Source organism: Variovorax sp. 05N34 (assembly GCF_056397405.1).
The window spans coordinates 153,852-180,151 of the sequence record NZ_JBFTNI010000008.1; the positions used below are offsets into that span (position 1 = coordinate 153,852).

A 26,300-nucleotide genomic window follows, 5' to 3' on the forward strand; every position below is an offset into this window, starting at 1 on the left:
TTCGTAACGAAGTCCTGGTGCGAATGAAAAGACGTCCTAATGACTTGCTTACCAATGTTGCCCGTTCCGAATGAGAGTGCCACGTGCCACATGCCGTTCCGGGGGACCGCTTCGACCAGCGAACAAGCTGTCCTACTTGACGACCGAACTAACTTTCTTGGACGCGCTCGACTCGACAACTCGCGCGGTATGTCGAAGTTCCTTCCTGTACCTCTTCGAAACGGCCGTAATCAGCACGGCCGGATCGACCTCGAGGCCCTCGGCGATGCGAAAGACGCTAGATAGAGAAGGCATCGCAATCCCCCGCTCGACCTTTGTCACAAAAGTGCGATGAATTTCGGCCAGAAGCGCGAACCGGTCCTGACTGAGTCCGAGCGCCAGCCTTCGAGCCTTGAGCTCTGCTGCAAACGCCCGGAGCAAGGCCGGATCTTGGTCGGAACGCATGAGACGAATCTCGCCTCTTGCGCGTTTTTGCGCACCAGCCTATCGGGTTCAAAATGCATGGAGCCGTACGAATTCTTGGAAGCGCTTCGGGCTGCGGTGCATTGAAACGACCGATGTGTTACCAACTAGGCTTGAGCTTTTAGGCACCAGCGTATAAGATACAAGCCGGGCTAGCGGACGACGCGAATGGCTGGCTGGATGCCTAGGACGGCTGAACTTGCAGATGGCCGTAGACAGGGCGATCGTGCGCGCGCCCCGACGGAGTGACCAGCATGAACGGTGCTCTCTTGAAAGCGCGCTTTCCGTACATGTTCGAAGGTGACCACGCTGGCCTGACCTTCTATCGCGGCTGGACGCCAATCCTGGGCCGCGCGTGCGAGCAGATCGACCGGCTCCTACCTCCCGGAAAACTTGGCTTTCGCTGGGTCCAACTTCGAGCCGACCAGGGCTGCGGACTCTTCTTGTACGTGTTGGGCGAGTTTCGATCGCTCGCTGTCAACCTCGAAGGCGATACGCGCCGAGCCATGATGTTCGCGGCCTACGATATTGCCGCTGATCTAACGCCCGAGGTCGATCGGGTTGTCCTTGAAGCCGAGCGCATGACAAGCACCGCCTGCATGGTCTGCGGCGGCCGTGCCGAAGCAGCCTCCTATTTTGGAACTGAGCTCACGCTGTGCAGCTTGCATGAGCCAAGCGCTCTTGGGCGCGACCGCGATGAAGGGCTTGAAGGCTTTTGGCGGCAGGCGATCGAGTGGGAGGCCCGGCCGTCGTGAACACGTATCGTCGAAGGATTGCTCCAGGCACCAACTCCGACGAGCCGGAGGGCTACGCCATGTACCGCACCGAAGCTTCTCAGGACTCGTATCAGGGAGCAGAAATTTTGCTTCCCATAGCGCTGCAGTGGCGCTTGGTCGAGGAACGTCAGCTGTTGGCGCGGGCCCGCGAGGAAGAAAGGAACACTGCGGCCATGGCACGTCTGCTGGCCGGACGCGACGTTTCCAGGGCTCCCGCGGCGCCGCCCGCCCATTTGCCGACAGGACCCGAGGACCGAGTCTCTTTCATCAAGCGGTTCGAGCGAGGTGTGGCGCGTCGCGATCGGAAGCGGCTTCATCCGGTACTGAAAGCCGAAGAGGTTCTACGTGTGCTTGACAAGACGGCAACCGTCCGGAACAAGGACGAGCACAAGCGCGAGCTTGAATTGATGGAGAAGGTGAAGTCGTTGGGCGCCCTCAGGCAAGTCGCAAGTCCAAATCGTTGTCCGGATCGATGGGCTCGATCGGTGGAAGGCTTGCGCGCGTCCCATCCACACTTTCTGCACGTCACTGACTTCGTCTTCGAGCATGTAGCGCTGGCGATGAGCAGCAAAGGGCCGCTTTCAATCCCTCCGCTGCATCTGTGGGGGCCGCCGGGGATCGGCAAGTCTCACTATGCCAACGACCTGGCAATCGCACTTGGTGCGCCGCTACGGCGGCAGTCCATGGAGAACGCCCAAACGACTTCTTTGCTGCTTGGCACGGAGCGGCATTGGAGTACCGCATGTCCTGGCGCGGTATTCGAAGAGATCGTGCTGGGGAGATTCGCGAATCCTGTTTTCCTGATCGATGAGCTCGACAAGGCTCCGGCGAATTCAACGTATGACCCGCTGAAACCGCTGCATTCCTTGCTCGAGCCGCTTACAGCGACGACCATCCGCGATGCCGCGCTAGACATCACATTCGACGCGAGCTTGGTCATCTACATCGCCGCCTCAAACGACCCAACGAAACTTCCGGAATCGCTGCGCTCGAGGTTTTCGGAGTTCCACATTCCGCTTCCCCACGGAGAGGACGCCCTTCAGATCGCGCAGGTAGTGGCGGCTCGCACTGTTGAGAAGCTATCGGTACCAGACTTCCTCCCGCCAGAGCCAAGGTTGGCATACCGGCTCGCCCACCTCACACCTCGAGGCATTCGAAAGGCGATACAGCGCGCGGTGGCACATGCCCTCGTCAATGACCGCAGATATCTCAAACCTTCTGATCTGCCCGCCGATTTGCTCGACGAAGACGCGACGAAGGTCGTGCTTCACTGACGTGGGGAGGAGACATGAGAGCCGGACGACGAAGCGACTCCGACGGTGCGTATGCAGCGACCTCGGCGACGAAGAACATCCTGAAAGCTGGAGCCGATGTACGAAGGGCCCGGCTGGCAGCGGCCGACATGCTCTCGATCAATCAGGCTGCGAGCTTGCTCAACGTTGAACCTTCGGCTGTTCTGTCTTGGTCTCGGCGAAGGCAGTGCATCGCCATCGCCGACAGTGAAGGAGCTCTCAGACTCCCGAATTGGCAGTTCCAACCGGAGGTTTGGCTCGTTATTGAAGACGTCTTGGAAGCCCTTGGGACTACTGACGCGTGGCAGCTGCTGAATTTTCTGGAAAGCCCCGCCGACTCTCTGGCAGGACTGACGCCGCGCACCGCCCTGGAACGCGGCTCGAATGTCGGGCGAGTGCTGGCTGCTGCCGTCGCCCATGCTCACTGAGGTGCAAGCGTGAAGCTCCTCGTCTTGTCCGACCTACACGCTGAGTTCGAGACTTTCGAGGTCCAGCCCGGCCTGGACTACGACGTGGCCGTTCTTGCGGGCGACATCGTGGCGCCCGGCCGCGCAGTTGCTCGCTGGCTGCGAGCGCCGGAACGCTTCGGCAACAAGCCCGTCGTTCAGGTCGCTGGCAACCATGAATACTACGAAGCGGTACTGTCGCATGAACTGATCAGCATGCGCTCTGAGGCGCGGGATCAGCGGGTTCACTTCCTCGATTGCGACGAAGTCGTGCTCGCCGGCGTGCGCTTCCTTGGCTGTACGCTGTGGACCGACTTTCGGCTACGCATTGACGATCACGGATTCGCAGGTCAGCCGGTGCGTCTCCTGTCGGACCGATACCGTTCCATGGCGGAGTGCTCGCGCAATCTCGCCGATTACGCGGCCATCCGTGTCGATGATCCACACACGTCGAACTCTAGAGGATCGAGGCGCTTGGTCCCAATGGACACCTTGCAGCTCCACCGCCGACATCGATCCTGGTTGCGCGCGAAGCTAGAAGAGCCGTTTGACGGGCCGACGGTCGTTGTGACGCATCATGCGCCACATCGAGGTTCGCTCGCGCCTAGGTTCACAGACGACTGGGCTTCCGGAGGCTTCGTAAACGAACTGCGACCCGAGTTCTTCAGGGTCCCCGCCCTCTGGGTGCACGGCCACACCCACGATAGCTTCGACTACAAAGTCGAGGGCTGCCGGGTCGTCTGCAACCCTCGTGGGTACTTAAACTGGCATGGTGAGTTCGAGAACAAGGCATTCGATCCTGGCCTGGTGGTCGAGGTCGAGTGCCCCATGAACGAGAGGAATCGTCCGGGGAGTACCGCGTCGTCTTTGTTGGCCCTGGCTACCGAGGTTTTCGGCGTCGACGCCCATGCTTGGTTGAAGACGCCACATCATCTCCTCTCAGGTGCAACGCCATCCGCATTTGCGGCTGAAGGTGGCACGGAAAGGGTGCGGTCAATTCTCTTGGCGATCCAGTACGGAGGAGCTGTATGAGCTGCGGGGCGCAAGGCGCGACGGCGCCCTATGCTAGATCGGCGGCGGACGGCGCGGAAGGCGTCGATCGAACGCAAAGCGGGCGGCTGGCAAGATGAAAGACGTGACGCACCTTCCCTCCGCCGCACAGGTCCAGGCATTGGCGCGCGGCGTCATGGGTTCGAGGAAGCTGGCGCGGCGATGGATGATGTCGCCCGCGATGGGACTGAGCGGCGCCCGCCCAATCGATCTTCTCCAGACAACAAGGGGGACTTGCCTTGTGCAGGAATTTTTGATGCGGCTCAAGCTGGGCGTATATAACTAACCTTCTGAAATTCATCGACGCTCAGGCAGAACGGTCCGCTCTTGCATCCGGCCCGAACAGATAGATGATGCTCGCCGCATAAAACCGCTGCATGAACCTCTTTTCGAGGCCGCCGGCCTCGCCAATGAGCAGATTCGGCGATAACCGCGCCCCTCGCGCCAGCCTTTCCCCAAGCGCCCACAGCAGAAGGCGGCACCAATGGTGAGGAACACTTTCCCAAAGGTGCCCGTCTATCGACCGGCGGCGACGGTCAAGGTCGGAAATGCCGACCAGGCTCATGCCTGCTGCCAACGCGGCGTGACGACGTGTGAATTTCACAGGCCGCTGCGGACTTGCATACGCCCGCTCCATTGCAGTCCTGACCATCCCCACCAGCTTGGCGTCCCTCATGTCGGTCCGCGCAGCGTTTCGTTCCAGGCTGAGCCGATCAAGCCATTCCTTGTCTCTGTAGTACGCACGCGCCTTGGCCTCCAACTTCGCCGAAAAGAGCACAGAGGTGAGAATCGTCTTGCGGTCCTCCCTGATCGAAGGTGCCGCCGTCGCCGCAGTTCTGGGGGTACCCAACTCCCGCTGGAGCCCACGATGGTCATTCAGGAACAAACACCAGAAAACGAAGCGCCATCGGCGGCGCAGTGTCGACCAGCAGGTTACTTCTCCAGTTTTCCTCAGGGACGCCAGAGCGTCACGTGCTTCCGCGGTGCTGTTCGGCCGAAGTAGCGCCTTCGTATGGCGCGAAGGCGGTATTGACGCGGAAGCTTTCTCGATAGCTTCATGAGCATGCGCATAGTCAAACCCCAAAGCTACCAGGCACGCACATAGCGCCGGCATTCCGTCGTATTGCAGCCGTAACCTGGGCTCAGGAGTGCGTCGGAGCCCAACGCCGCGCCACCGATTGAGATCGTCGCCAAAGGTGTTGACGGCAAGGGCTTGCATGCTCACATTGCGCTCACGGCAGGTCCGCGCGATGAAGGCGATCACTTCTCGACCGGGTCGGGGAGGGTACGTGGAGTAGAGGCAATCATGCTCGAACAATGCAAGCCTGTAGAGGGCCGCCGTCTTCGCAACCGAAGCCCCTTTCGTCAGGTCATGCCCGCACTCGCACCGAGTGGAAATTCTGACTAAGTCGAGGTTGGGAGCTAAGACTTTGTCGCAGGCTGGGCAGCGGCAGAAGAGCTTCTTCTTATGCTCGTGACACACGAACGTTCCGGGAAGTTGGTGACTTCGGTGGACGTAGGGAGTGCCCGACGGCCGACCATCTTCTCGCAGGCATTCAGGACACAGTTGGAGCTCTGCGCGCATAGGGGCCTGTTCCACTAAAACCAGCTCTGGGACCCTCAGATCTGCTATTTCTGCGTTCGACAGCTTTGCGGTCGTTATGCGTCGGCGGGTATGAAAGCACGCCCAATACGGCTTCGTGCTCAGCGCCTCGACCAAGTCCTTCAGTTTGATGCCCAGCTTTTCCGACAACTCGATCCAGGTAGGCGTTAGGACGCTGATGTCCATGAACTGCGCGTTGCGTTGAGCCCGCGTAAAGCCAAGCCATTTCATGAGTACGTGCTTTGATCCCAATGAGTTCGCGTCGATGATGTCCGTCAGGACATTGCCGACCAGCTCGTCGGGGCGCGGTTCAGGGATGTAGGGTAGAGGCAGCACGGTCCACCTCGGTACTAGTCGGCAAGAGGAGGGACGCGGCGCAGTCCAGCGAGCCGGAGGGCCTTCCATTGCGAAAAGCCGCCATCCTCGTCACACAAATCTTCGACCGTACGTGTATAGCGCCAGCGCTGAAACTGCGAGACTGTCTCCGAGCATGACTGGAGCGCTTCTCGATAGCGGGGCAGGCGATCGAGGTTCGCTCGGATGGAGCTTTCAGGCGCCGTGGCGCGGATCAACGTTGATGGCGAAACGCGCTTTCGCATCGGCCTTGACTTGATATCCTCAGCCATAGCGGCCATGCGCCGCGAGTAGCTTTGATCGCGCTTGTTCCAGTCGATGCGCGACCGCCGCATTCTTTGGTCCAAAAGCGACGTCGAGTGAAACCGCTGATTCCTGAGCCATTCGCGATCGTTCCGATAGAGCCAAGAATATGCTGCGCCATCCAGCACACGACGCTGGCGCACGGATCCACCACAGCTCTCAGTCGCGGTCCATCGCAAACGGTAGACCGAAGCAAGTTCTGCTCGCGACTGCTGGGAACCCGCCACGAGCCTTGTAGCGGCCGTCGCTCGGATTCGGTACACCGAACAGAGCGATAGGCGAGTCGTTCCCGCGACCGCTGCGGCGGAGGCGCCAGACACAAGCATCGAAACAGCCTGCGCAATGCGCTCTGGCGTGATTGACTTGCGGCGTTCGGCGATTGGAAGCCCGAGAACTCGGCGTCGCTGCACGACCGTGGTGACACTGGCGCCGAGGCGAAGCGCGAGCGCGCGGCAACTGATGTTGACGTCGCTGACCAAAGCGTCTTCCGGGGGAGGTCCCACATTGGGCCTCTCGGATTGGGCGACCGCCTTGCTCGGTCGCGTCGCCTGCGCATATTCGGCCAGCGAACCAAACAGGCTGTTGATCAGCAGGATGTGCGTCAAGGGATGAGACAGCCTGCCGCGGTCCCGCACGAGGCCGTACAGCCAGCCCAAGACCCCTCCTTTCGTCTGGGAGATGCGCTCGCCGACGTCCCACCCCTTGAAGTCGTTGTTCGACGCCAGAAGCAATGAGGAAAGCTCCCTCCAGCGAACTTGGCCGGGCGCCCGACATATGCCCATTTCCTCCAATCTTGCGAGGTATGTCGCAGTGCAGCGTTCGCCCGTCAACTCGAGAGGCGTCGAACTTAGGACATCAAGGGAGGTCGTGGCGAACCTCGTCAAGGGATCAAGCGCCGTCCTGGGGACGCGAATGGGCGAGCCGCCCGCAGGAAGTCGCCTCAGCGCACTGCGAGCGCTGTCCTCGCTCTGCACAAAATGCTTGACGAGAGGCGTCTGGTGAATCGGGCAGATCAGCACGCCGGGTAGCAAATGGGTACGACGCCAGTAGAGAAAGCCAACCGTGTCCCAGGCCTCCCGATCACAATGGACGCAGGAGCGGAAGGTGGAAGTAGCGCCGAAGCGATGTGCCACGAGGCCCATCCAGGTCTTGAGTTCATGCCCCGGCCCTTTCGATGCCCGATCGAGGAGCTTCGCCCACCGCTCGCTCGGCATGAAAGGCCGGTGGTACGGATACTGGGTAGTCCTCTCGATGACGTCCTTAAGGCCAGGATAGGGGCTCACTTCTGGCCGCCCGGTCACCATGGCGGTAAGGCTTGTCGGGAGGTCGGCGCTGGAGACGGCCTTCGAATGCCCGAAGATCTCATGCAGGAACTGCCGACTTGATCCGGCGCAGTTATACGCGTTGACCCGCCCGAGGTAGCCGTAGAGCGTCTCGTCTTCGAGGTGCGGCGGTATGTAGGGGGGAGGTCCGAGCGAGGACATGTCGGTGCTCGCCTCAGAACACGGGTCTCACTACAGGAAGCTCACGATCACCCTTCTGCACGGGGAGGCCTTTGCTGGTTGCGGAGCGAACGCGAGGTGCCGACTTTGGCTTGCCCTTTGTCTCGGACGTCCGGGCCTCTTCCAGTTCATCAAACTCAGTGTTGTCGTCCGGAGTTGTATTGGGCGCATCAGACCAACCGATCAACTCGCGAAGGCCACGCAGTTCGGACTTGAAAACCAGATCGTCGAAACGGGACAGGTCAGCCGCGTTCCCGGACAGTAGCGCCTTTATCGCGGGACGCAAGATGCACATTTCGGTCTCGGCCACGCGTTGGAACGACAGTTCGTCGATGGTCTCGCGCCCCCCAATCTCCTGTCTCTGCGCAAGTGCGAAGCTCATGGTGGTGAATGCCGGATTGCCACCACTGCAGTCGTGCCACGCATCAAGGATCAAGGGCGTGAGCTTGCAGGGGTGGCGCACAAGTTGATGTGGCCAGTGAGCCTCGCACAGGGCAATCCATTGTGGGTCGTGGCGACCCATGACGGGAAAATTACTCGTGCCACCAGAGGTGAGTTTTCGGATGTTTCTCACGCTGTTCGCGATCACCGGTTCGAGCGCGGGGGTGGCTGAGAACATCATCGACACACCCGCAATCTCGATGATTTGGCTGAAGAGATTCAAGACGATCTCCGCTTGCCCACTTCTCGCAGCACGAAGATGCTGGAGATCGTCAACGAAGATTTCGCCAAGCGATACTGCCGTGGACACGCGGTGAAGAAGGAGTGCCATCTTTGCGATGTTCCTAGCGGTCTTCGCCTCGTGCAAATAGTGTGTGTTCCCGAGGATGCTGTCGATAATCTCGAAGAACTGAAGGCAGAAGCTCTGCAACGTCGCGTCGTGCGATACGGCCATTGCGATCATTGGAATCTGGCGACATTTGTAGGGAGTTCCTCGGTACTCGGAATGCTCGATGAGCTTGAGATATGGAGCGGCGAAACAACCACCGAAGGTTGTCTTTCCACTTCCGGTCACACCCATCAGAAGCTGACCGAGGGCAGTGGAGCGAATTGCGTGAATGGGGAACTGGTCAAGTTCCAACGTGCCAATCAAATGACGACGCCTTCGTCCCTCCACGGTCAACGGATTTCGGCAAACGTAGGCTTCGCGGATATTCAGGGTCGCATTTGTTGCGGCGCGCCGATACTCGGCAAATGGATATACCAGCGATCCCAACCGCGACAGCTCCCCAATGCGAACCAGATCGCCCTGCCTTCTGTCCTGTTTCGTGAACCTCGGCGGCGTGTACTCGATGCGATCGAGGATCTCGTCCTTGGACCTTTCAAGCGGAGGGAGAGCTTCAATAAGAGGATTCCCATCGTAGGCGCGAACGCCGGTAGGGGTGTATTGGGCTTGCACAGATTCATAGTGGGTCATGTGACTTACGCTGGCGCGTCCTGTTGATGGAGGCCAGACGTTCCGTCGCTTCCAGCTGCCTCCAAGCCGGGGGGACGGTCTTCGATGGACGTACGGGAGACTTCGCGGTGGAAACTCGTTCAGTGAGGCTCTCCTTGAGAGCTCGCGTTTCGCTACCGCGGCGCGCCACCGTCTCGGCGCGGCTGCCGTGGCGCGCGGGTTCGCGGCGAGCAGCAGGCCTGCCGTGACCAGAAGAAACCCGCTCGATCTTGCTGCGATTTGCCGCTGTGGCCCAAAGCAGGGCGCCCACGTCTATGAGCATTTCCTCCTCGTCCATGGTGACGCCCTGAATCTGCAACCTGTCGGCCGCGGTCATCCGCCAAAGCGACCACCTGCCGGATTGGCTCACGACGTAGATCTCCTCGCGAAAAGTCTTGTCAAACCTGAGCTCCACCGCCTTCGGGCGCTTGGTGGAGGCGTTTGCGATCGCGCGCGCCTCGGCGTCCGCGGGTTCATAGGCGCGGGACCTGAACGCCACTCGACTGTTCGCAATCGAGCCTTTTCCTACGGACATAAGCATGCGTTGCATGTCCTCTTCAGTCAGGCTGGTGACCTTCGCGCCAGTGAGGTTCCTGCATCCCCACAGGTAGGCCTCCCTCGGAATCGGTCGCACGCCGGCCTGCGTCAATACGAGGTTCTTCTTGAGACTGCGATGGGGGCTGTTGTTCTTCCGATCCACGACTTTGAGAACCGCCCGGTAGACCTCGCGGAGGGAAGTGGCGGCGGCGGTTGCTGCCTTCCGCGATGCCTTCTTTGATTTGGGATCTATTGGACGCACCACATAGACGCCGGACAGGCCGCTAGACGCCATGCTCTTCTTCAGGTCGCGTATGGTTCGCTCGATGATCGCCTTTCCATCTGGTGTCAGAGGGGGCAAAGTGACGAGTTCGATCCGGAACTGCCCGGCAGTGGCCTCGAGGTTGCTTATGCACTTCAACTCACTGCCGCGATCTTGAGCGATGGCGGAGCACATGCGGCCCTGCGGCCAGCGGGCCTCACTCACCTCCGCCCCGATCGAGCGGAACCGCGCTTCGCGAGGCGTGAATGCGATCAACAGGGCATACCGGATCTCCTCCCAGGATGGGAAACCCAAGGTCACGTATACGCTGATGATGAAACGGCTCCACCTGTCTATCAGAAGATAGATCCAAGGTGTTCCGACGTGAACCAGCTCTCCGGCCTCGTCTTCTGCAACGAGGTGAATTCGCCCGCCGGTCGCATCAATCTCGGACATCTCTCCCGGCCCTGCGGAATGGGAGGAGCGGCCCGGGTCATTTCCTGCGAGAGCGGGAAGGTTGTCCAGAACTTCCTGCTCGTAGTCCTTGTGCGCTTTGGTGTACTTTCTAAATTGGTCGTATGTCACTGGCTCAGGGCAACGCTCCTCGATCCAGGCCTTAAAGAGGGCTGGATGCCGTCGGGCGAACTCTGTTTTCAAGTAGTCGTCGTGAGCGTCGAGCAACGTGCCTTTCTGGCGTCGCCCGGCTCGTTTGGCTGCCAAAACCATGTCCGCAACGTCCTTGTCGCCGACGACGAACATGTTCGGCCCCAACTTCTTGGAGAGCACTGGCTGACGCCCCCTGCGGTGGCACGTACCGTCCGAGTTGGCTTCGTACTTGGCGCACATCTTTGCTTTCGAAGCGTTGGTGCTCTTCTGAATGCCAGCTGCGGGTCCCGAAACGAGCGGTGTCAGTGCGGCTGCAACACGTCCGAAATAGTAGAAGCGAAGCACCAGTCGCCTCAGCGTCAGGAAGTTCATCTGAAGCTCATCTGCTCGAGCTTGGACTAACGCCGTGAAGCGGCGGCGTGCCAAATTGCTTTCTACGTCGAAGTGCTCGATCAGTGGTGCGATCCATTGGAAGATCGTGTGGGCCGTCGATACCGGTTCCTCGGTTCCCGTGCTTTTTGCATCGTCGCCCGGGCTTGGGTGGGTTCGAAAGAGCTCTGGCGGTAACGCTGCCTTGGCGAGCCGACACCTTCCGGAATCCAGATCCTTTTGAATGCCGGCCCTGGGGAGTGGCCGGGGTTTTCGCGCCGTCCGGACTGCTTCTGGGGTCGTGTATGCCGTCACGTAGATGCGATGCTCGAACACGTGCGTGATTCGAAGTGGAACCGCCTCAGAATCCTTGAAGCAAAGCAGGAGTCCGACCGACAGCTTGGTTGTTCCCGCGTTGGGATACAGCTTAATGACGTTCATGGCAGCAGAATGACGGGGTGGTTGAGCGCAAGTGGGCGCCGCAGGTCAAGGCGAATCAGGTTTGACCAGGCGCAGTAGCGAAAGAGGTTTTCCGCATCTCGGATCCGCCGACGTGCTCTGAAAGCTGCGATCGGAATTAAGTCTTCCAATGGCGTGCCCACCTCCACACTGGCATTGAAGGCATCCGCGTACGGCTGTGCGGCATCGAGTTCGGGAACGTATCTGTCCAAGAACCAGCGGCGCATAAAGCGCAGGTTGCTCAGGAGCTCTTCCGTGAATTCAATGGTGTCGATGTACGCCCAATCGATTCCAGCCTGGGCGCACCATTGGTGCTCGATGCCCAGCCGGGCGCGGACTGTCGCCTTCTCTGCATCGGCGACCGTCTTGATGCTGCGCGCCTCGGGAATGATCCTTGCGCCGACTCTTCTGCTCACGACGAAGTCGATCGTGACAGGCCTTGGGAAATGGCCTTTGTAGGGATGCCTTAGTTGGTTTTCGGCGCAGAGCCGAAGAGTCCCTCGCAGGTCGAGGACCGGATACTGTTCTTGTATGTCGACAACGTCTGGGCTGCGCTCCAGCAAGAGGTAGTACGTAGCCTCCAAGGACGAGAGAAAGTGAAAGGGGCGATCGATCTTGATGCCGGTGAAGTTCGAGGACGAGCCCTTGGAGCCGAAATCCCGCACCCTGATCCAAGGCTGATAAGAAGCGCCCTCGCCGAAGCCGAACCCACGTTTGAGCCAGCTATGCCAATACGGCGGATAGAGCGACAGATCTCGCGGCCAGTCCATCGAAGGCCCCGTACGGCTTTCAGGTCAGCCCTTGAGATGTTGTCACTGGTCGCGCCGCAGGCTGGGCGACCGTTCCCGCTGTGCTCATCGGGGGGATGCGCGCGCTGTTGGGCAAGCAGCACTCGGGCTTTCGCCGGGGCGGCTCAGCTGCAAACCAAATTCGGCGCGCGCAAGGTCCAGGCACGGCAACGATGGGCGCGCGCGTCTTCAAGCAAGCGTCCATGGTCCTAGCTTAGTCGCCAGATTTCAAGATTCAAGTGAATGTTGGGGAGCGATTGCACGAACGGCCTGATGGCCCCGGGCCTGATGACATTGCGACCTCGTCCAGAAATTCAAGCGCGTGTACTGGCAAACGCGACATGCAGCATGGAGCGTTGTGCCTTCCTTGGACTAGTGATACGTTCCATTTCCCTCGTTCGACTGAACCCACTCTGACACGCCAGCTGTTCGGTGGCCTACGCGGTCAAAAATGGGCGGTGTTCATGCCATCTCGGCCGTGAGCGGCTCTCTGCGCATGCTACCTACGGCGAATCGGATGAGGCCGCGCAAGAACTGCAATCGCTCGTTCACTCTTTCTGACGACCAATGGTTCGGGTATGCCCGCAAAGTTCTTGGTTGCTGGGGTCTCTGTGCCCCCGGATATGCGGACGTGCCTAACCATGTGAGAACGCACTTTGTACGCCGCTCCAAGACTCCGCTGTGTGGAGGGTCGGCAGGCTCCAAGCAGCAAAAGCTTTCGGCGTTGACATTCTTGTTGCGGCACCAGCACAAGGAATGTGCTCAGGCCCACGTTCCTCCGTGACAAATGCCACACGTGGACGTCCGATTTTCCGTTCGATTGCCATTTTGGCGACAATCTCCAAAATGACACGTAACAATTGGGCTGAAAATGTCAACGCGGTGAGCACCGGATTCACAGGACACATGTCTCTGAAGAGTGCTTTGAACAAAGGCTCGCGTCGGCCGCAAAAAGACCCAATACTGACTGGAGACTTGTTTGAGAGGTTTCGTTCGCGCACTTTGCGCAAGTTTGCTGTGCGCGGTGGCGCTCCTGCCTTTGGCCGCGTCCGCGCAAGGCACCCAAGTCGCTTTTGCCGGCTTAGCGTACGCCGGCGATGCTGCGTCCCTTGAGAAGCGCTTTCCCTTTTCGCGCGAGTACGAGAAGCGCCTCGAAGGGGCGAATAGTCGGGTAGACGCCCAGATTCGCGCCGCCATCGCCAAGGCCGCGCCGCGCAACTTCGAAGTACTCCCAGGCCTCATCGACGAGTTGAAGGGCCGCGACCAGGCTCTCGTCACCTCGCTTGTCGTGAACTCCGAGACTGTGTCTGTTGAGATCTTCGGCGAACTGCGAAAGCTGTTCGTCCTCATCCGTGGGCAGGCGCTTTTCTTCGATTTCAAGACTCAAACAGTCATCCGCTCGTACCCACTTAGCTTTGCGTACATCGATGTCTTTGACCGACAGCCGACTCAAGAGGAAGTTCTTGCAAGAGTGCGCAGCGTTTATGAAGGTGCCGCAGGCAAACCTGGCATGTTCGCGCGCTATGCCGCGGTCCTGGCGGACGCCAGCATTCCTTCCCAGGTTCCGCGCTTCCTGAAGGTGACCGACGTCACGGTGAGCGAGACAGTCGCTGCGAGCTTGCCCGCCTATCTCAAGGAAAGTCCCGGTGTGATGGAGACCTGGGCTGCGGACATGGTGAGCGAGGCGATTTCGACCCATGCCGGTGTTCCCATCATTCCGTACACCAAGGGCTATGCGGTCGGAGGCGTGTTCCCGATGCGCATCTCGGACGGTACGGTCTTCAATCTGAAGCTTCCCGACGCCGACTACGCGATTTCGGTGGACCTGACCAACGTGAAGAAGGTCCAGTTCGGCCAAGTCGCCGCCGGCAGCAGTTTTATCTATGGCACCTTCGCCACGGTGAAGATTCAACTGCCGAGCATGGGCACCAGCTACCTGAACTCGTCGTTCAAGAACGGTGAGACAAAGTTGGTTCCCGCGACCCAGACCTTCGTGGATGACTTCCCTGCGTACTACGACTCCTGGAACGCGCTCTTCCGCCGCGTGGCCGAAGCCATGGCCGGCAAGGACCAGGCCTCGTGGCTCAAGGCCGCCGCGTCGGCTTCCGACATCGACTCCCAACTCCTTAAAACCAAGGAAATGATTCAGCTATGCAAATGATTCGCACATTCGTGGTTGCCGCATTGGCGTGCATCGCCATCACCGCTGTGGCGCAGGTCCAGCAGGCGCGCGGCAAGGCTTCCGTCACCTATCAGGGCTGGAGCCTCACGGCCGAGGACAAGGCCAACGCCACCCAGGCGGCTCAACTCAAGGCGGTGGAGTTCTACTACGCCGAGGCTGGTGAGTCGGAATCGGAGAATTTCGACTCCGTGCGCGAAAAGATCCTGGCCAATCCGGACCGATACATCCTGGAGTCCACCGTCCTCGGAGAGGAAACCAGCACCGACAAGAAGCAATACACGGTGTCTGTTCGCGTGGCGCTGAATGTGGCCAACCTGCGCAACCTGGTGAAATCGAACTCGGCCGTCGCCAAAGCTGGCGTCACGGAGAAGTCACCACTGGCCTTCCTGTTCGTTTCACGCCAAGTGGCTACCGTGAAGTCATTCGATGACCGGGTGTACAAGCGCGTCGATGAGAGCGTCAGCGGCGGTCGAACCGAGTCGAACGTCAAAACCGGCGCCGAAGGCGAGTCCATCAGCGCCGGTCAGATTCGCACGAACGAATCAACCTCCAGCAAGACCGACGTTGCGGCCAACCGCACTCGCTCGGTCGAAACCGGTGGGAGCACCGTCAAGCGTTCGAGCGAGGCGACCTTTCGCCTCATCCCGAGCGCGAACCTGAATCAGGTCTTCACCGGCATGTTCAGCAAGGCGGGCTTCCGCGTCGCAGAGGCGGCTTATATCGAACCCATGTCTGGTGGCGCCTTCAAAGTCGCCAACGTCGAGAGCGACTATCAATCGGGCAACGACCTCAAGTCGACGACGCTCCAGGCGATGGTCACCGGCATGCGCAATGCCAAAGTGCCTTACCTGGCCTACGGGACGCTGGATGTAGGTTCCGCCGACAAGGACCCCGCCACAGGGCTGGTGCGCGTGTCCGTCACCGTTAACGCCAAGCTGCTTGATGTGACCCAGACCTTCCCTGAGACCAAGGCTGCAGTGGGCCCGGTGCAGTACGCAGGTGTCGGCCCCTCAGAAGATGAAGCGCGCGGCAACGCGCTCAAGCTGGCTGCCAACAACGCCGCACGTGAATTGACCAGCCAAATCACGGCCCTTCGTGTGCAGTGAGCCTCTCAGTCCAGAAACATCTTTCCCCTCTATCAGAAGCATCCAATCGGAACCTCAAGAATGAACAGAATTCACACCACCATCGCAGCCGCCGCCTTCCTCGCAGCAGGCGTTGCCAACGTGGCGCATGCCCAGTTCTCGCTGCCTTCGATTCCCGGCGTGACCAGTTCCGCAGGTGCAGCGCCTGCGGCCGACCTGTCGGGCCAGCAGGATTCCCTCGTGCGTGGTTACGTGGCGGCGAGCAAGGACGTGCTGTATGCCAATGCCAAACTGGCCGAGGCGCTCGGCCTCAAGGACGAAGCGGCCAAGGTGAAGGCTGAAGCGGACAGCTTCCAGGAAGGAGCGACCAAGGACAGCGCCGAAGCTGCCAACAGGGCGGTGGCGGCTTCCACCGACCTGGTCGCCAAGAAGATTGCCACTCAGCCCGCAATGGACGCCCAGTCGAAGGCGGTCTATGGTCAAGGCTTGGTACTGCTGGCCACCGGCGTGACCAAGTACGTCGGCGTGGGCAAAGACGTGTCGAACATGGGCAGCAGTATCAAGGGCGCTTCGCCCCTGCAGCTGCCCAAATTGCAATCGGCTGTCTACGTCATTGCGAAGTTCCCCGACGCGATGACGAGTGTCACCGGTGCGATGAAGAACGCAGTGTCCTTCGCCCAGTCCAGCGGCATTCCGGTGCCGTCGGATGCAAGCGCTGCGGCAGCCGCTCTGTAATCAGCAAGGAAGCACCTCCTGATGCGCCACCTTCTGTGCGTGACCGCTGTTACTGCGGCAACCCTTCTGATCGCATGCGGCAAGCAAGAGCCTGAGAAAGCGCCCGCTGCGTCGCCACCGGCTGCTACGAACGTCTCGCCACCCGTGCCCGATGTTGGCAAGGTCGCCAATGTCACCACGACGGCGCAAGGCTTCGGAGCTTCGGCCGGCGAGGCGGTGACAGAAGCAATGAAGCTAGCGCTGCTGCAAGTCAATGGCGCGGCCATTCAGTCCGCGACCGTCACAGCCAAGTACGGCTTGGACGTGAGCCTGAACGAGGACGCGGCATCGCTGCGTGGCAACGCGTTTGCGGAAGTCGTGGCTCAGCGGTCAGGAGGTGTCATCCAGAACTTCAAGCTGGTTGAATTGCAGGAGCCGTCCGTGTTGGCCGGCAAGCGCTACAAGGCGACTATCGAAGCCCAGATCGCCAAGTTCACCCCTTCTGCGGACATGCAGAAGGTGAAGGTGGTCGTGGGTCAGATTCGGTTCGACAGCCCTAGCTTGCCGATGGGTGACCGTGCCGTATCTTCGGCCGAACTCGGTACCACCATTCGCCAGCGCATCAGCGACGCGTTGGTGCAGACGGGACGCTTCGCAGTGCTGGACCGCGAACTCAGCCCGGACATAGAAGGCGAGTTGGAGATGATCAAGACCGGTCAGGCGCCTAGCGCCGAGTTGGCCAAGCTGTCCCAGTCTTCAAGCGCCGACATCATTTGGAGCGGCCGCGTGAGCAGTCTGGCGTACAACCGCCACGCGCGTCAGCTCAAGACCAGCGACCGCGAGCTCGTGAGTTATTCGGGAGGGTGGGCCATTTCCGAGAAGCTGGTGAACGTTGCGACAAGGCAAGTAATGGCTTCGGACTCGTTACGCGGCGAGGCGCCTTCGGTAGCGCCGACCACGCTGAGTTCCGGTGTGGACTCCAACAAGATCATGGAGGACATGACCACTGACCTGGTGAACCAGGTGGTGACCTCAGTGCTCCGACGCACGTTCCCGGTGACTGTCGTCTCGCGAGACGGAACGAACGTGGTATTGAGTCAGGGCGGACAGGCTCTAAAGGAAGGTAGCCGCTACCAGGTGGCTGCCATGGGCGCCGAGATGAAGGACCCGCAGACAGGACAAAGCCTGGGGCGTGTCGAGCAGCCGTGCTGCGAACTCGTGGTTGAGCGTGTGACCCCGAATCTTTCCTATGGCCGCTTGGAGAACGTGCGTTCGAATCTGGAACAACTCTCGATTGGCGGACTTCAACTCCGCGACGAACTCAAGGGCGTCGCAGTGGCCAAGGCGCAGCTGACTGCAGCCCCGGCGGCAGGGGGGGCGCAAGGTGCGACTTCCGCGGCATCTGGTACGGCAACAGTTGCCGCGGCACCGGTGGCGGGCACGGCGCCCGCCGCGAGGGTTGTCCAGCCCCGCCCTGCACCGGCAGCCACATTGCCGGCGCCCCCGAAGACCGACGACAAATGGTGAACTAGCTCGGCGGCTACTCCGAAATCCGCCGACCGCTTCACATCTTGACGTCGAGTCGGCGAGCGCGCAGGATTTCCCATCCATGCTTGGAGGAAAAGCGCTGTCGTGCGAAGCGCTTCCTTCGATAGAGTCTCAATGCCCTTGTCGAACGCCCTCGCCGCGCCGCCAACTATGCCTAAGTCCGAAGGATTCGCCGAAACGTATCTGCAATTCGTACGCTTGGCTCGCGCCATTCATGACGTTCCGTCGATGGACGCGATGGAAGAACGTATTCTCAGTGGGCTCGCGGCAAAGTGGGCGGCGGGAGAGAGCGTGCGAGTCCTTGAGGCGATGGACCTGGACGTGGCGTCGTCTCCAACGACAGTACATCGCCGCCTTCGGTCGTTGCGCGAAAAGGGCCTCATCACCTTCGCCGACGACCAAACAGATAGCCGAATCAAGTACATCGTTCCGACGATGCTGGCTCGCTCCTATTTCGCCAAATTGGGGAAAGCCATAGAAAAGGCCGCGCGCAAGAATTGACCTGATGCGTCATTGGCCGGCGGCAGCAATTCCAACCAGGGTCGCTGCGTCGCCGCTAGTCCACGCTGGACTGGATTCGGCATGGATGCTGCAAAGCAGCACAGGAGCGAGCCGCTGTTCACCAGCATGAGCGGAGATGTTCGTTTTCAGGTGTTGCGCTCGCGGTGGAGGAAAGGCGGAATCAACAGGGAAGGGTGGTTGTGGGGCGCCTCTTCCGAGACCATCTAGTTTGTCGTCACCTTTCGTGAGCGTAGAACTTGCACAATGACAGCGCCCAGAGGGCTCACGACCGGGCCATCGGAGTGCGCCGGAATTAGGCACAGCGGACCGACGCATGGCATATCCCTATAGAGTCTCATCGTGTGCGCGAGCCTTCCTTCGCCACTCCCACGGCGCCACAGGATTGGCGTCCCCCCAAATTCCGATGCGCTTCGCTTTCGCTTCGGCTTCTGCAAACTCATACTGGCCGCGCTCCTGAGGCGTCTGCTCGCGCGCATAGTCGCGATACCACCATGCCATGCCGACGGTGATCATCGCCAGACCCGCGTCGATTGTTTTGCGGCCGTTCTGCGCGGAGCCGGGCGCGACTGTTACCCGGCAGACGCTCCGGCCATACCTGTCTTTCTTCAGGCAATCGAGATCCGCTTCCTTCATGTAGACGAGGTCGGCCATCGCTTCCTTGGAGCGTTGGCAGAAGGCTTGTCGCTTTTCCGGCGCGTCGATGCCGTTCAGACGGACTTTTACCTCTTCGTAGCTGCCGGGCTGGCCGCACCGAGCCTTGAGCGTGTCGTTTTCCGGTATTGCGAACTAGCGCACCGATACGCGGCAGTTCGCTGAGATCCGACGAACGTCGGCGGAAACGCTGGCCGACCTTGCAGAGTGCTTGGTGGCGTGTGCGCGGTCATCCGTCAATGTCGGCCGTGTGCGCCGCGGAACTCGCCGATATCTTTCGCATCTACGGTCCGGCCTGGCGCAGTACCCAAGATATCACCTGAGCACTGGGCCATCTTAAGGTCAGGTCGATACTCATTGCGAATGGAAGTGGCCGCCGAGATCTTGATGACCATTGCTGCCGATCCGAAGCATCCGCGCGCCACCATCGGTGTGACCCTGGTGCTGCACATCGAGAGAAATTACCCGTTCACTGCGTGCGGAAGCCGGGTGGGGCATTGAGTTCCGGCTAATAGTGAGTATTAGACGTCGCGCAATGTCCAGCCGATCAGGATCTCTAGCATGTAGCTCATAACCCACTGGGGCCTCCCATTGAACTGCAGACCAGGATCATGTTCGCCAACGCCCACCATTCGAGACGCCTAAGGATCGGCGAAGCTGTCTGCGACAACAGCATCACTGTTCAAAAATTCTCATGCCATGGCGACGCAGAGGTGCCAGGAATCATGTGGAGGCCCGCGCAACTCGCGCTGCCAAAACCATTGGTGCTGTTGCAGCACGGTGGCTCTGGCCACAAGGAAGACGAGAACACCAGTTCGCTGGCGCGCCAGTTGGTGGCGGCACTGGATTGCATCGCCGTTGCAGTGGATGGCCCGGTCCATGGCGAGCGCAGGAACGCCGTTGCCGACGGGCGCTCAGTCCTCGAGGCGTTCCGGCAGTCGTGGGTCGAGCAGCGGTTTCTCCGCTCGTTTGTAGAGGAATGGACCCAGGTCATTCAGGCAATGACCGAACTGGAATTTGTTGATTCCGATCGGATCGGCTGGTGCGGCGTCTCGATGGGCACAGCATACGGTCTGCCGCTGCTGGCGGCAGTCCCCGAGATCAAGTGCGCTGTGCTTGGAAAGTGGTCGGCCAACAAGCTCCATAGCCGGCACCTGGTCGACTCGGCCGCGCAGGTGAAATGCTCCGCCTTGTTCATCCATCACTGGGACGATGAACGCTTCGATCTCGAAGGCTCGATCGAGTTGTTTGCGGCGCTTGCTTCGGAGGACAAGCGAATGTGCATTTACCGGGGCCCCCACAACAGCAGGACCCAGGAAGAGGTCGATGCCTACATCGCGCACCTGGCGCGTTGCCTCAAACCAGCAACTCGATAAGGAAGGGGCCTTCCCGCCGGAAGCTGACATTGAGGAGAGCGGCGCATTCATCGAGGGTGCTTGCCTTGGCGCCTTCCACGCCCATGCCTTGGGCCAGCTGAATCCAGTCCAGGTCTGGATTGCCGAGTTCGAGCATTCGGTTGGCGGTCTGGCCGGGTTGGGCACCTACGGCCTTGTATTCGCCGATGAGGATGTTGTACTTGCGATTGCTCAGGATCACCGTCGTGCAAGGCAGGCCCTCGCGCGCCTGGGTCCAGAGGGCTTGCAGCGAGTACATCGCGGATCCGTCCGCTTGAAGGCTGACAACGCGCCGGCCTGGCGCGCCGATGGCAGCGCCGGTGGCAAGGGGTAGTCCGATGCCGATGGCGCCGCCCGTCAGGTGTAGCCAATCATGCGGCGGGGCCGATACGGTATGTGGATAGAAGCCCCGGCCATACGAGATGCTTTCGTCGCAGACGATCGCCTGTTCAGGCAAGAGAGCTGCCAGCGTCCGTGCGAGACCTTCGGGCGTCGGCGAGCCGCGTCCCGGCTCGGGGCGGGGCGCAGCCTCCGGGATGACGACGTTGGGGCAGTCCAGTGCATCAACCAGCGCGCGCAGCCCTGAAACCGCGTTCTGCTCGGGACGTACAAGCGCACGAACTTGCGTATGCTGTGCATGCAGAACGGATGGCATTCCCGGGTAGGCAAAGAAGGCGACAGGCGTGGTGGCGCCGACCAGAAGGATCTGCTCGTATTGCGCGAGAGCCTTCGTCGCACCTTCAATGCTGTAGGGCACGCGTTCCAACGGTATTCTTCCCTGCCCGCGGGCAACCCGGCTCACACCGTATTCGGCCATGACCTTGGCGCCGGTTTGTGCACAGATGCGCCACGCCAGGGCCTGGCCCTCGCCGAGCACGGCATCCCCGCCCAGCAGCAGCAGAACCTTTTCGCCCCCGGTTCGCAGTGCGCGCGCCGCACTCTCGATATCGTGAGAGGAAGGTGCCACTGGCGCCAGTGCCGGCAGGGGCGCGGCGACCCTTCCGCCTTCGTTCCAGGAGGCGTCCGAAGGAAGGATCAACGTGGCCACCTGACCCGCCTGCGCCGCCTGCAATGCGGCCATGCCATCGGCCGCCACGGCGGGGGACGCCATGCTGGTGCGCACCCATTGCGATGCCGCCCTGGCGATGCCGTCGATGTCCGACGTCAGGGGCGGGTCGAAGGGCCGATGGTGCGTCGCCTGGTCCCCCACGATGTTGAGGATGCCGCTGCGTGCGCGTCTCGCGTTGTGCAGGTTCGCCAAGCCGTTCGCCAGTCCCGGGCCGCAATGCAGGAGCGTGCATGCGCTCCGGCGCGCCATGCGCCAGTAGCCATCGGCCATGCCGGTGACCACATTTTCCTGCAGCCCCAGCACACACCGGATGCCGTCGGTCTGGTCGAGCGCCGCAACGAAGTGCATCTCGCTGGTGCCCGGGTTCGCGAAGCAGGTGTCGACGCCACCCGCGATGAGTGAAGTGACGAGACTTTGTGCGCCGTTCATGAGTTATTGAGCGAGGGTGATGTTGTTGGCCTTGACGATGGGCCGCAGGCGAGCCTTTTCCTTGGCCGCGAGCGTCGGGACGGCGTCCGGGGCGCCGGGTCGCGCTTCGAGGGCAAGATTGGCCAATTGGGCGGTCACCGCCGGCTCCCGCAGCGCGGCATTCAGTTCCTTGTTCAGGAGTGCCACGATGGCCGCCGGCATGGCCTTGGGGCCGAGCAAGGCATACCGGACTGCGAAGTCGAAGCCTTTGTAGCCGGATTCCTCGAGCGTTGGCACACCGGGCAGGACGGCGCTGCGGGTGGGCGTTGTGACCGCCAGGGCGCGCAGCTTCCCGCCGTCGATCAGCGGCTTGGCCGTCGCGACCAGGTCGAAGACGGTCTGGATCTCGCCGGTCAACAGTGCATTGAGGGCGGGCGGGCTGCCCTTGTATCCCACGTGCACCATCTCGAGCCCGGCCGCGCTGTTGAACCACGCCGCCGCGATATGCATCGGCGAGCCATTGCCCGACGAGCCGTAGTTGCCCGAGCCTGGCTTGGTCTTCATCTGCTTCACGAACTCGTCGACCGTCTTGATGGGCGACTTGGCATCGACCACCATCACCAAGGGTGAGAAGGCCACGAAGCCGATCGGCGCAAAGTCCGTGTCCGAATAGTTGAGCTTGGCCTCGAGAATGGGGTGCAGCACGGTCTGCGTGCTGCCACCAAGCAGGACGGTGTAGCCGTCGGGCGCCGAGCGCGCCACGAACTCCGAGGCAATGGCGGCGCCGGCGCCGGGCTTGTTGTCCACCACGATGGGCTGGCCGAGCGATTGCCCCATGCGGTCCGCCAGGATTCTGGCGACGATGTCCGCGGCCCCTCCGGGGCTGAAGGGGACCACGAGCCGGATGGGCCGACTCGGATAGGTGTCGGCCAACGCCGGGAGGGAAAGCGCTGCAGCGGCCAGTGCAAAGGCCGCGCTGGCCAAGCCCATGAAGTTTCGTCTCTTGGTCATATATGTCTCTGATTGGTTGGATCGTTTTTCTGCGAGCGAGGAGAAGCCGGGGTCAGCCCGCCGTGACCGGCACGCCCGGAATTTCGGGCCGTTCGATCTTGAAGCGGTCCGTCACGCGCGTGTACATGCCCGCGCCTTCCAGTCGTCCGATGGGTGCCAGCCGGCCCGCGTCCACATAGAACTTCTCCCGGTCTACGATGCCATCGCGGTAGTGCATCATGACCACCTCGCCAATGACAATCTGGTTGGGGCGCTTGCCGACCTTGATGATGTCGATCAAGCGGCATTCGAACTGGGCCGGGCACTCGATCAGCCGGGGCGGTCTCACGAGGACCGAGGGCGCCGTCTCGAAGCCGGCGAAGTCGATCTCGCTCTGGTCCGCCGGGAAGTCGGCCGAGCAGATGTTCATCTTGTCCTTGACGCCTTCGTCGACGATGTGGATCACAAACTCCGGCAGAAATTCGATGTTCCTGCCAGTGTCCTTCACCTGTCCGGCGCGCGGTGTCAGTGAGAACATCACCATGGGTGGGTCGACGCCCACCATGTTGAACAGGCTGTAAGGCGCAGCGTTGGTGACGCCGCTTGGAGAGATCGTCGTGACCAACGCGATCGGGCGCGGGATCACCGTGCCGCTCATCAGCTTGTATTGCTGTTGCGGCGTGAGCTTGCTCGGATCGAAGGCTGCCATGTCAGGCCTCGGCTTTTTCACGGCCGATCGAGAACTTCCAACCGGCCGACTCGAGCTTGTCAACCATGGGTTGGCCGAAGGCGGCGCGGATAGCGTCGGCAGTTTCCGGAACCCGATCGATGTCGTCGAATTCGTCCTGCTTGCCTTGGATGATGACCAGCAGGTGCGCATCCTCGTCCGACACGTTGACGAAGCGGCGCGTGACGCACGGCGGCAAGGCGATGACGTCGAACCGCTCGAGGATCGTAGATTCCTCGCCCTTGTCGCCCCACTGCATCTCCCAGCGGCCCGTGAGGCACATGAAGGTCTCGTGGGTCTTGTAGTGCACGTGCAGGCCAGGACCCTGTCCGGGCGGGCACACGACGATGCCCAGGCGAAACACGCCGGCGTCGCCGCCGATCACTGCAGGCATGGGCGTGATCTGGCCGGGCATGGGGCCGGGCGACATGATGTTGTAGGTGGCCTTGGCAGTGATCAGCTCGATGACTTCCATGGGAACGCCGAGCCTTTCCTGCACGCGTGCCTTGGTGGACACCAGGTTCTTGAAGCGGGCGATTCGGGACTTCATCTCCTCTTGAGACGGTGTGATGCGGTTCATATGCGGCATTCCTTCATGGGTGGACAACGTTCAGGATTTGATCGCAGGCGTTGGCGTTGTGCATGCCACAACGCTAATGGGCAGAATTAGGCGTTATGAATAACGTTGACCGTAGGCTCCTGCAGATCTTCCTGACCTTGATGTCCGAGCTCAGCGTGACGCGGGCCGCCAATCGCCTGGGCGTCGGCCAATCGGCCGTCAGCCAGAGCCTGACGCGGCTGAGAGAACTTTTCTCGGATCCGTTGCTCCTTCGCTCGCGTGGCGGCATGGTGCCGACCGACCGGGCGCGCGATCTGGAGCAGTCCGTTCGCAAGCTGCTGGCGGACTACGACCGGTTGGTGGCACCCCCCGAGAAGTTCGATCCGGCAATCTCGCGGCGCCGATTTGTCGTCTCGGTCCCCGAGTACGCTGAATATGTGCTTATGCCGCACCTGCTGTCGCGCTTTCGCGTTGCGGGGCGCGGGTTGCGCTTGGAGGCACGCGCGCCGCAGCCGGACCGGGCGGCAGAAATGCTGGAGAGTGGCGAGCTGGATCTGCGCATTGCCTGGCTGCTCAACCCACCTGCATCGATGCGCTCGATGCCGCTGTTCCAGGACGAGATCGTGTGCCTGGCCAGCCGGTCGCACTCGCTGGTGCAAGGCCGGCTCAACCTGGACCAGTTTCTCGGTTTGCCCCACGTCTACACGCTGGGTACGGGCCGCTCCACGACTTCGCAGGTGCTCGAAGCCGCGGCGGAGGGTGAAGGCCGGCGCTTCGATCGGTCGTTCCTGGTCCAGAACTTTCTGACGATTCCCCACATCGTGGGTCGCACCGACATGCTGGCGACGATGGCCCGGCGCCTGGCCGAGTCGTTTGTCGCCCAGCACAACCTGCAGTTGCTGCAGGTGCCGCTCAAGCTTCCGAAGATCCGCTACGCGGCGTACTGGCATGAGCGGGGTCAAAGGGATGTCGGCCACCGCTGGCTGCGCGAGCAGCTTGCGGGCGCCGCGCGAGCGATCTGACGATCAGTCTGGCTAAGCGCCCATGCCCGGGAAGGCGCCCGACCATGGCGACAGTTCGAGCCGCAGCAACTTTGCCGGCTCGGTCCCGCCGGGCAGGGGAGACGCGGTGCCTCCGTCCGTGATGAAGTAGGCCACCCGACCTGCCGCGCCCGGTCTGCGGCTCCATGCGCCGCCGGACGGACCCACGACATCGAGGTTGAGCGGGTCACCGGCGACGATTTGCGTGAAGCCGCTGTTCTCGCCCGGGTCCATCGAGACCAGGTCGATGCTGTTCTGCCGGTGTGTGGTCAGGTAGATGGCCTGGGCCTCCTCGTCGAGGATGAAGTCGTCCCCCATCCGTCCGGCCACAACGACTTCAGGTTCGCCCGCGGGCAAGAGCGTGGCGGGGTCGACCGGCACCCGCATGAGTAGCTTCTTGGCGGTCGCTGTGTAGTACACGTAGTTGGATTTGGCTGCGTAGCGCACGCCATTCACGCCGGGTTGCTCGGGCTTCATCTTGCCGGGGAAGTGCTTCATGCTGCTGTGCTCTAGCCACACGCTCGCCTCGGGCGCCCGACCCGGCGAACGACCCTGCAGGTCGACGCGCCAGATCAGGCCTGAGAAGCTGTCGGCCACGAGCAGCACGCCAGGCGCGACGAGGCACATGCCGTTCGGTGCACGCGTCGCGGTCGGGAATTCGAAGGCCAATGAGGGCTCGACCGTGGTGCCCGGCCGCCAGCCACGCAGGTCGACCCGGTGCAGCCTGGCGTCCGACCGGGGTGCATAGGCGTTCGCGGCGATCACGTAGAACACATCGGGCTCCACTTCAGCGATGCCGAGAAGCGGTTGCCCAAAGGTGTGAAGGCGAACCGGCTCGACCGTGCTGTTGTTGGCGTCCGGTGGTGGCACATACCAGAGCTCGCGCGTGTTGAGCACGGTCACGAGAAAGGACTCATCGGAGCGCACCACCAGGCTTTCCAGGAAGTACTTGCGCGGAAAGTTGGCGACGGTGGTCACGCGGGCCTGTGGCGCCCGGTTGTGGGGCTTTCGGTGTCCGTCCGCGGCTGACGCAGCCGCCCGGGCGCTCTGGGACGCGGCAAGGGAAAGGCCCGTAGCCCAGACGGGCGCAGCGACAAGCAGCGCGCGGCGATGCAGGGGTTGAGTCGTCGGATCGGTCTGCGATGAGTCGGGTCGGTTGATCATGAG

General features: G+C 61.4%; 26 protein-coding genes. 13 read left to right on the top strand and 13 right to left on the bottom strand.

What is annotated here, in order from left to right; genetic code table 11:
- Nucleotides 1-132: 132 nt before the first annotated feature.
- Complete coding sequence (locus tag AC1DMA_RS21740) at nt 133-444, bottom strand: helix-turn-helix domain-containing protein (protein ID WP_478126078.1); 312 nt, start codon at nt 442-444, stop codon at nt 133-135.
- A 272-nt stretch (nt 445-716) separates the two neighbouring features.
- Here AC1DMA_RS21740 and AC1DMA_RS21745 point away from each other — a divergent pair, with 272 nt between their 5' ends.
- The 5 genes from AC1DMA_RS21745 to AC1DMA_RS21765 all read left to right on the top strand — a co-directional run bounded on the left by AC1DMA_RS21745 (nt 717) and on the right by AC1DMA_RS21765 (nt 4,312).
- Complete coding sequence (locus AC1DMA_RS21745) at nt 717-1,217, top strand: hypothetical protein (RefSeq protein ID WP_478126079.1); 501 nt, start codon at nt 717-719, stop codon at nt 1,215-1,217.
- Nucleotides 1,218-1,276: 59 nt separating this feature from the next.
- Complete coding sequence (locus tag AC1DMA_RS21750) at nt 1,277-2,512, top strand: AAA family ATPase (protein ID WP_478126080.1); 1,236 nt, start codon at nt 1,277-1,279, stop codon at nt 2,510-2,512.
- Nucleotides 2,513-2,526: 14 nt separating this feature from the next.
- Nucleotides 2,527-2,958: a hypothetical protein gene (locus AC1DMA_RS21755; protein ID WP_478126081.1), complete on the top strand. Its 432-nt coding sequence runs from the start codon at nt 2,527-2,529 to the stop codon at nt 2,956-2,958.
- A gap of 9 nt (nt 2,959-2,967) precedes the next feature.
- Nucleotides 2,968-4,008 (top strand): metallophosphoesterase, encoded by a 1,041-nt coding sequence (locus tag AC1DMA_RS21760; RefSeq protein ID WP_478145475.1) that lies wholly within the window; start codon nt 2,968-2,970, stop codon nt 4,006-4,008.
- Between the two features lie 154 nt (nt 4,009-4,162).
- Nucleotides 4,163-4,312 carry an antitoxin Xre/MbcA/ParS toxin-binding domain-containing protein gene (locus AC1DMA_RS21765; RefSeq protein ID WP_478126322.1) on the top strand — a complete coding sequence of 50 codons (150 nt, stop codon included), beginning with the start codon at nt 4,163-4,165 and terminating at the stop codon, nt 4,310-4,312.
- 21 nt (nt 4,313-4,333) lie between these two features.
- On the opposite strand, the gene AC1DMA_RS21770 is transcribed toward AC1DMA_RS21765, so the two are convergent.
- From AC1DMA_RS21770 to AC1DMA_RS21795, 6 genes are all read right to left on the bottom strand, one after another.
- Nucleotides 4,334-5,965 carry a TniQ family protein gene (locus AC1DMA_RS21770; RefSeq protein ID WP_478126083.1) on the bottom strand — a complete coding sequence of 544 codons (1,632 nt, stop codon included), beginning with the start codon at nt 5,963-5,965 and terminating at the stop codon, nt 4,334-4,336.
- Nucleotides 5,966-5,979: 14 nt separating this feature from the next.
- The gene (locus AC1DMA_RS21775; protein WP_478145476.1) at nt 5,980-7,770 is read right to left on the bottom strand and encodes a TnsD family Tn7-like transposition protein; all 1,791 of its coding nucleotides are present in this window, start codon (nt 7,768-7,770) and stop codon (nt 5,980-5,982) included.
- Nucleotides 7,771-7,783: 13 nt separating this feature from the next.
- Nucleotides 7,784-9,205, bottom strand: a complete 1,422-nt coding sequence (locus AC1DMA_RS21780; protein ID WP_478145477.1) for a DEAD/DEAH box helicase family protein — start codon at nt 9,203-9,205, stop codon at nt 7,784-7,786.
- Entirely contained in the window at nt 9,192-11,438 is a 2,247-nt protein-coding gene (locus AC1DMA_RS21785; protein WP_478145478.1) for a hypothetical protein, read from the bottom strand. Before AC1DMA_RS21785 ends, AC1DMA_RS21780 begins: the two co-directional genes overlap by 14 nt.
- Nucleotides 11,435-12,226 (bottom strand): TnsA endonuclease N-terminal domain-containing protein, encoded by a 792-nt coding sequence (locus AC1DMA_RS21790; protein WP_478126087.1) that lies wholly within the window; start codon nt 12,224-12,226, stop codon nt 11,435-11,437. The genes AC1DMA_RS21785 and AC1DMA_RS21790 overlap by 4 nt, the downstream gene beginning before the upstream one ends.
- Before the next feature lie 1,099 nt (nt 12,227-13,325).
- Complete coding sequence (locus tag AC1DMA_RS21795; protein WP_478126088.1) at nt 13,326-13,697, bottom strand: hypothetical protein; 372 nt, start codon at nt 13,695-13,697, stop codon at nt 13,326-13,328.
- A 57-nt stretch (nt 13,698-13,754) separates the two neighbouring features.
- Here AC1DMA_RS21795 and AC1DMA_RS21800 point away from each other — a divergent pair, with 57 nt between their 5' ends.
- The 5 genes from AC1DMA_RS21800 to AC1DMA_RS21820 all read left to right on the top strand — a co-directional run bounded on the left by AC1DMA_RS21800 (nt 13,755) and on the right by AC1DMA_RS21820 (nt 18,274).
- Nucleotides 13,755-14,405 carry a hypothetical protein gene (locus AC1DMA_RS21800; protein WP_478126089.1) on the top strand — a complete coding sequence of 217 codons (651 nt, stop codon included), beginning with the start codon at nt 13,755-13,757 and terminating at the stop codon, nt 14,403-14,405.
- A complete protein-coding gene (locus AC1DMA_RS21805) occupies nt 14,396-15,532 on the top strand; it encodes a hypothetical protein (protein ID WP_478145479.1) in 1,137 nt (378 codons plus the stop codon). Before AC1DMA_RS21800 ends, AC1DMA_RS21805 begins: the two co-directional genes overlap by 10 nt.
- 60 nt (nt 15,533-15,592) lie before the next feature.
- A complete protein-coding gene (locus AC1DMA_RS21810) occupies nt 15,593-16,246 on the top strand; it encodes a hypothetical protein (RefSeq protein ID WP_478126091.1) in 654 nt (217 codons plus the stop codon).
- 21 nt (nt 16,247-16,267) lie between these two features.
- Entirely contained in the window at nt 16,268-17,752 is a 1,485-nt protein-coding gene (locus AC1DMA_RS21815; protein ID WP_478126092.1) for a CsgG/HfaB family protein, read from the top strand.
- Nucleotides 17,753-17,887: 135 nt separating this feature from the next.
- Nucleotides 17,888-18,274: a hypothetical protein gene (locus AC1DMA_RS21820; RefSeq protein WP_478126093.1), complete on the top strand. Its 387-nt coding sequence runs from the start codon at nt 17,888-17,890 to the stop codon at nt 18,272-18,274.
- 345 nt (nt 18,275-18,619) lie between these two features.
- Here the strand turns inward: AC1DMA_RS21820 and AC1DMA_RS21825 are convergent, their stop codons facing one another.
- Nucleotides 18,620-19,075 carry a thermonuclease family protein gene (locus tag AC1DMA_RS21825; RefSeq protein ID WP_478126323.1) on the bottom strand — a complete coding sequence of 152 codons (456 nt, stop codon included), beginning with the start codon at nt 19,073-19,075 and terminating at the stop codon, nt 18,620-18,622.
- 234 nt (nt 19,076-19,309) lie between these two features.
- Between AC1DMA_RS21825 and AC1DMA_RS21830 the strand changes: the two genes are divergently transcribed.
- Together AC1DMA_RS21830 and AC1DMA_RS21835 are read left to right on the top strand one after the other, a co-directional pair.
- On the top strand, nt 19,310-19,447 hold the full coding sequence (locus tag AC1DMA_RS21830) for a hypothetical protein (protein WP_478126331.1): 138 nt from the start codon (nt 19,310-19,312) through the stop codon (nt 19,445-19,447).
- Between the two features lie 110 nt (nt 19,448-19,557).
- Complete coding sequence (locus AC1DMA_RS21835) at nt 19,558-20,322, top strand: alpha/beta hydrolase family protein (protein WP_478126094.1); 765 nt, start codon at nt 19,558-19,560, stop codon at nt 20,320-20,322.
- Here the strand turns inward: AC1DMA_RS21835 and AC1DMA_RS21840 are convergent.
- From AC1DMA_RS21840 to AC1DMA_RS21855, 4 genes are read right to left on the bottom strand one after another with little or no spacing between them, the layout of a single operon-like run.
- The gene (locus AC1DMA_RS21840; protein ID WP_478126095.1) at nt 20,303-21,838 is read right to left on the bottom strand and encodes an acetolactate synthase large subunit; all 1,536 of its coding nucleotides are present in this window, start codon (nt 21,836-21,838) and stop codon (nt 20,303-20,305) included. The two genes, AC1DMA_RS21835 and AC1DMA_RS21840, sit on opposite strands and share 20 nt — an antisense overlap.
- Nucleotides 21,839-21,841: 3 nt before the next feature.
- Nucleotides 21,842-22,828 carry a Bug family tripartite tricarboxylate transporter substrate binding protein gene (locus AC1DMA_RS21845; RefSeq protein ID WP_478126096.1) on the bottom strand — a complete coding sequence of 329 codons (987 nt, stop codon included), beginning with the start codon at nt 22,826-22,828 and terminating at the stop codon, nt 21,842-21,844.
- A gap of 52 nt (nt 22,829-22,880) precedes the next feature.
- Nucleotides 22,881-23,516, bottom strand: a complete 636-nt coding sequence (locus AC1DMA_RS21850; RefSeq protein ID WP_478126097.1) for a flavin reductase family protein — start codon at nt 23,514-23,516, stop codon at nt 22,881-22,883.
- Nucleotide 23,517: 1 nt separating this feature from the next.
- Entirely contained in the window at nt 23,518-24,114 is a 597-nt protein-coding gene (locus tag AC1DMA_RS21855; protein WP_478126098.1) for a cupin domain-containing protein, read from the bottom strand.
- 95 nt (nt 24,115-24,209) lie between these two features.
- On the opposite strand from AC1DMA_RS21855, the gene AC1DMA_RS21860 reads away from it, so the two are divergent.
- A complete protein-coding gene (locus AC1DMA_RS21860) occupies nt 24,210-25,115 on the top strand; it encodes a LysR family transcriptional regulator (protein WP_478126099.1) in 906 nt (301 codons plus the stop codon).
- 12 nt (nt 25,116-25,127) lie between these two features.
- Here the strand turns inward: AC1DMA_RS21860 and AC1DMA_RS21865 are convergent, their stop codons facing one another.
- Nucleotides 25,128-26,297: a hypothetical protein gene (locus AC1DMA_RS21865; RefSeq protein ID WP_478126100.1), complete on the bottom strand. Its 1,170-nt coding sequence runs from the start codon at nt 26,295-26,297 to the stop codon at nt 25,128-25,130.
- Between the last annotated feature and the right edge of the window lie 3 nt (nt 26,298-26,300).

Excerpts from the sequence above, each read along its gene's own strand:
- AC1DMA_RS21740 (WP_478126078.1), bottom strand. The coding sequence starts at position 444 with ATGCGTTCCGACCAAGATCCGGCCTTGCTCCGGGCGTTTGCAGCAGAG.
- AC1DMA_RS21745 (WP_478126079.1), top strand. The coding sequence starts at position 717 with ATGAACGGTGCTCTCTTGAAAGCGCGCTTTCCGTACATGTTCGAAGGT.
- AC1DMA_RS21750 (WP_478126080.1), top strand. The coding sequence starts at position 1,277 with ATGTACCGCACCGAAGCTTCTCAGGACTCGTATCAGGGAGCAGAAATT.
- AC1DMA_RS21755 (WP_478126081.1), top strand. The coding sequence starts at position 2,527 with ATGAGAGCCGGACGACGAAGCGACTCCGACGGTGCGTATGCAGCGACC.
- AC1DMA_RS21765 (WP_478126322.1), top strand. The coding sequence starts at position 4,163 with ATGGGTTCGAGGAAGCTGGCGCGGCGATGGATGATGTCGCCCGCGATG.
- AC1DMA_RS21775 (WP_478145476.1), bottom strand. The coding sequence starts at position 7,770 with ATGTCCTCGCTCGGACCTCCCCCCTACATACCGCCGCACCTCGAAGAC.
- AC1DMA_RS21780 (WP_478145477.1), bottom strand. The coding sequence starts at position 9,205 with ATGACCCACTATGAATCTGTGCAAGCCCAATACACCCCTACCGGCGTT.
- AC1DMA_RS21785 (WP_478145478.1), bottom strand. The coding sequence starts at position 11,438 with ATGAACGTCATTAAGCTGTATCCCAACGCGGGAACAACCAAGCTGTCG.
- AC1DMA_RS21790 (WP_478126087.1), bottom strand. The coding sequence starts at position 12,226 with ATGGACTGGCCGCGAGATCTGTCGCTCTATCCGCCGTATTGGCATAGC.
- AC1DMA_RS21800 (WP_478126089.1), top strand. The coding sequence starts at position 13,755 with ATGTTCGCGCGCTATGCCGCGGTCCTGGCGGACGCCAGCATTCCTTCC.
- AC1DMA_RS21805 (WP_478145479.1), top strand. The coding sequence starts at position 14,396 with ATGCAAATGATTCGCACATTCGTGGTTGCCGCATTGGCGTGCATCGCC.
- AC1DMA_RS21810 (WP_478126091.1), top strand. The coding sequence starts at position 15,593 with ATGAACAGAATTCACACCACCATCGCAGCCGCCGCCTTCCTCGCAGCA.
- AC1DMA_RS21815 (WP_478126092.1), top strand. The coding sequence starts at position 16,268 with ATGCGCCACCTTCTGTGCGTGACCGCTGTTACTGCGGCAACCCTTCTG.
- AC1DMA_RS21820 (WP_478126093.1), top strand. The coding sequence starts at position 17,888 with ATGCCCTTGTCGAACGCCCTCGCCGCGCCGCCAACTATGCCTAAGTCC.
- AC1DMA_RS21830 (WP_478126331.1), top strand. The coding sequence starts at position 19,310 with ATGGAAGTGGCCGCCGAGATCTTGATGACCATTGCTGCCGATCCGAAG.
- AC1DMA_RS21835 (WP_478126094.1), top strand. The coding sequence starts at position 19,558 with ATGTTCGCCAACGCCCACCATTCGAGACGCCTAAGGATCGGCGAAGCT.
- AC1DMA_RS21840 (WP_478126095.1), bottom strand. The coding sequence starts at position 21,838 with ATGAACGGCGCACAAAGTCTCGTCACTTCACTCATCGCGGGTGGCGTC.
- AC1DMA_RS21845 (WP_478126096.1), bottom strand. The coding sequence starts at position 22,828 with ATGACCAAGAGACGAAACTTCATGGGCTTGGCCAGCGCGGCCTTTGCA.
- AC1DMA_RS21850 (WP_478126097.1), bottom strand. The coding sequence starts at position 23,516 with ATGGCAGCCTTCGATCCGAGCAAGCTCACGCCGCAACAGCAATACAAG.
- AC1DMA_RS21855 (WP_478126098.1), bottom strand. The coding sequence starts at position 24,114 with ATGAACCGCATCACACCGTCTCAAGAGGAGATGAAGTCCCGAATCGCC.
- AC1DMA_RS21860 (WP_478126099.1), top strand. The coding sequence starts at position 24,210 with ATGAATAACGTTGACCGTAGGCTCCTGCAGATCTTCCTGACCTTGATG.
- AC1DMA_RS21865 (WP_478126100.1), bottom strand. The coding sequence starts at position 26,297 with ATGATCAACCGACCCGACTCATCGCAGACCGATCCGACGACTCAACCC.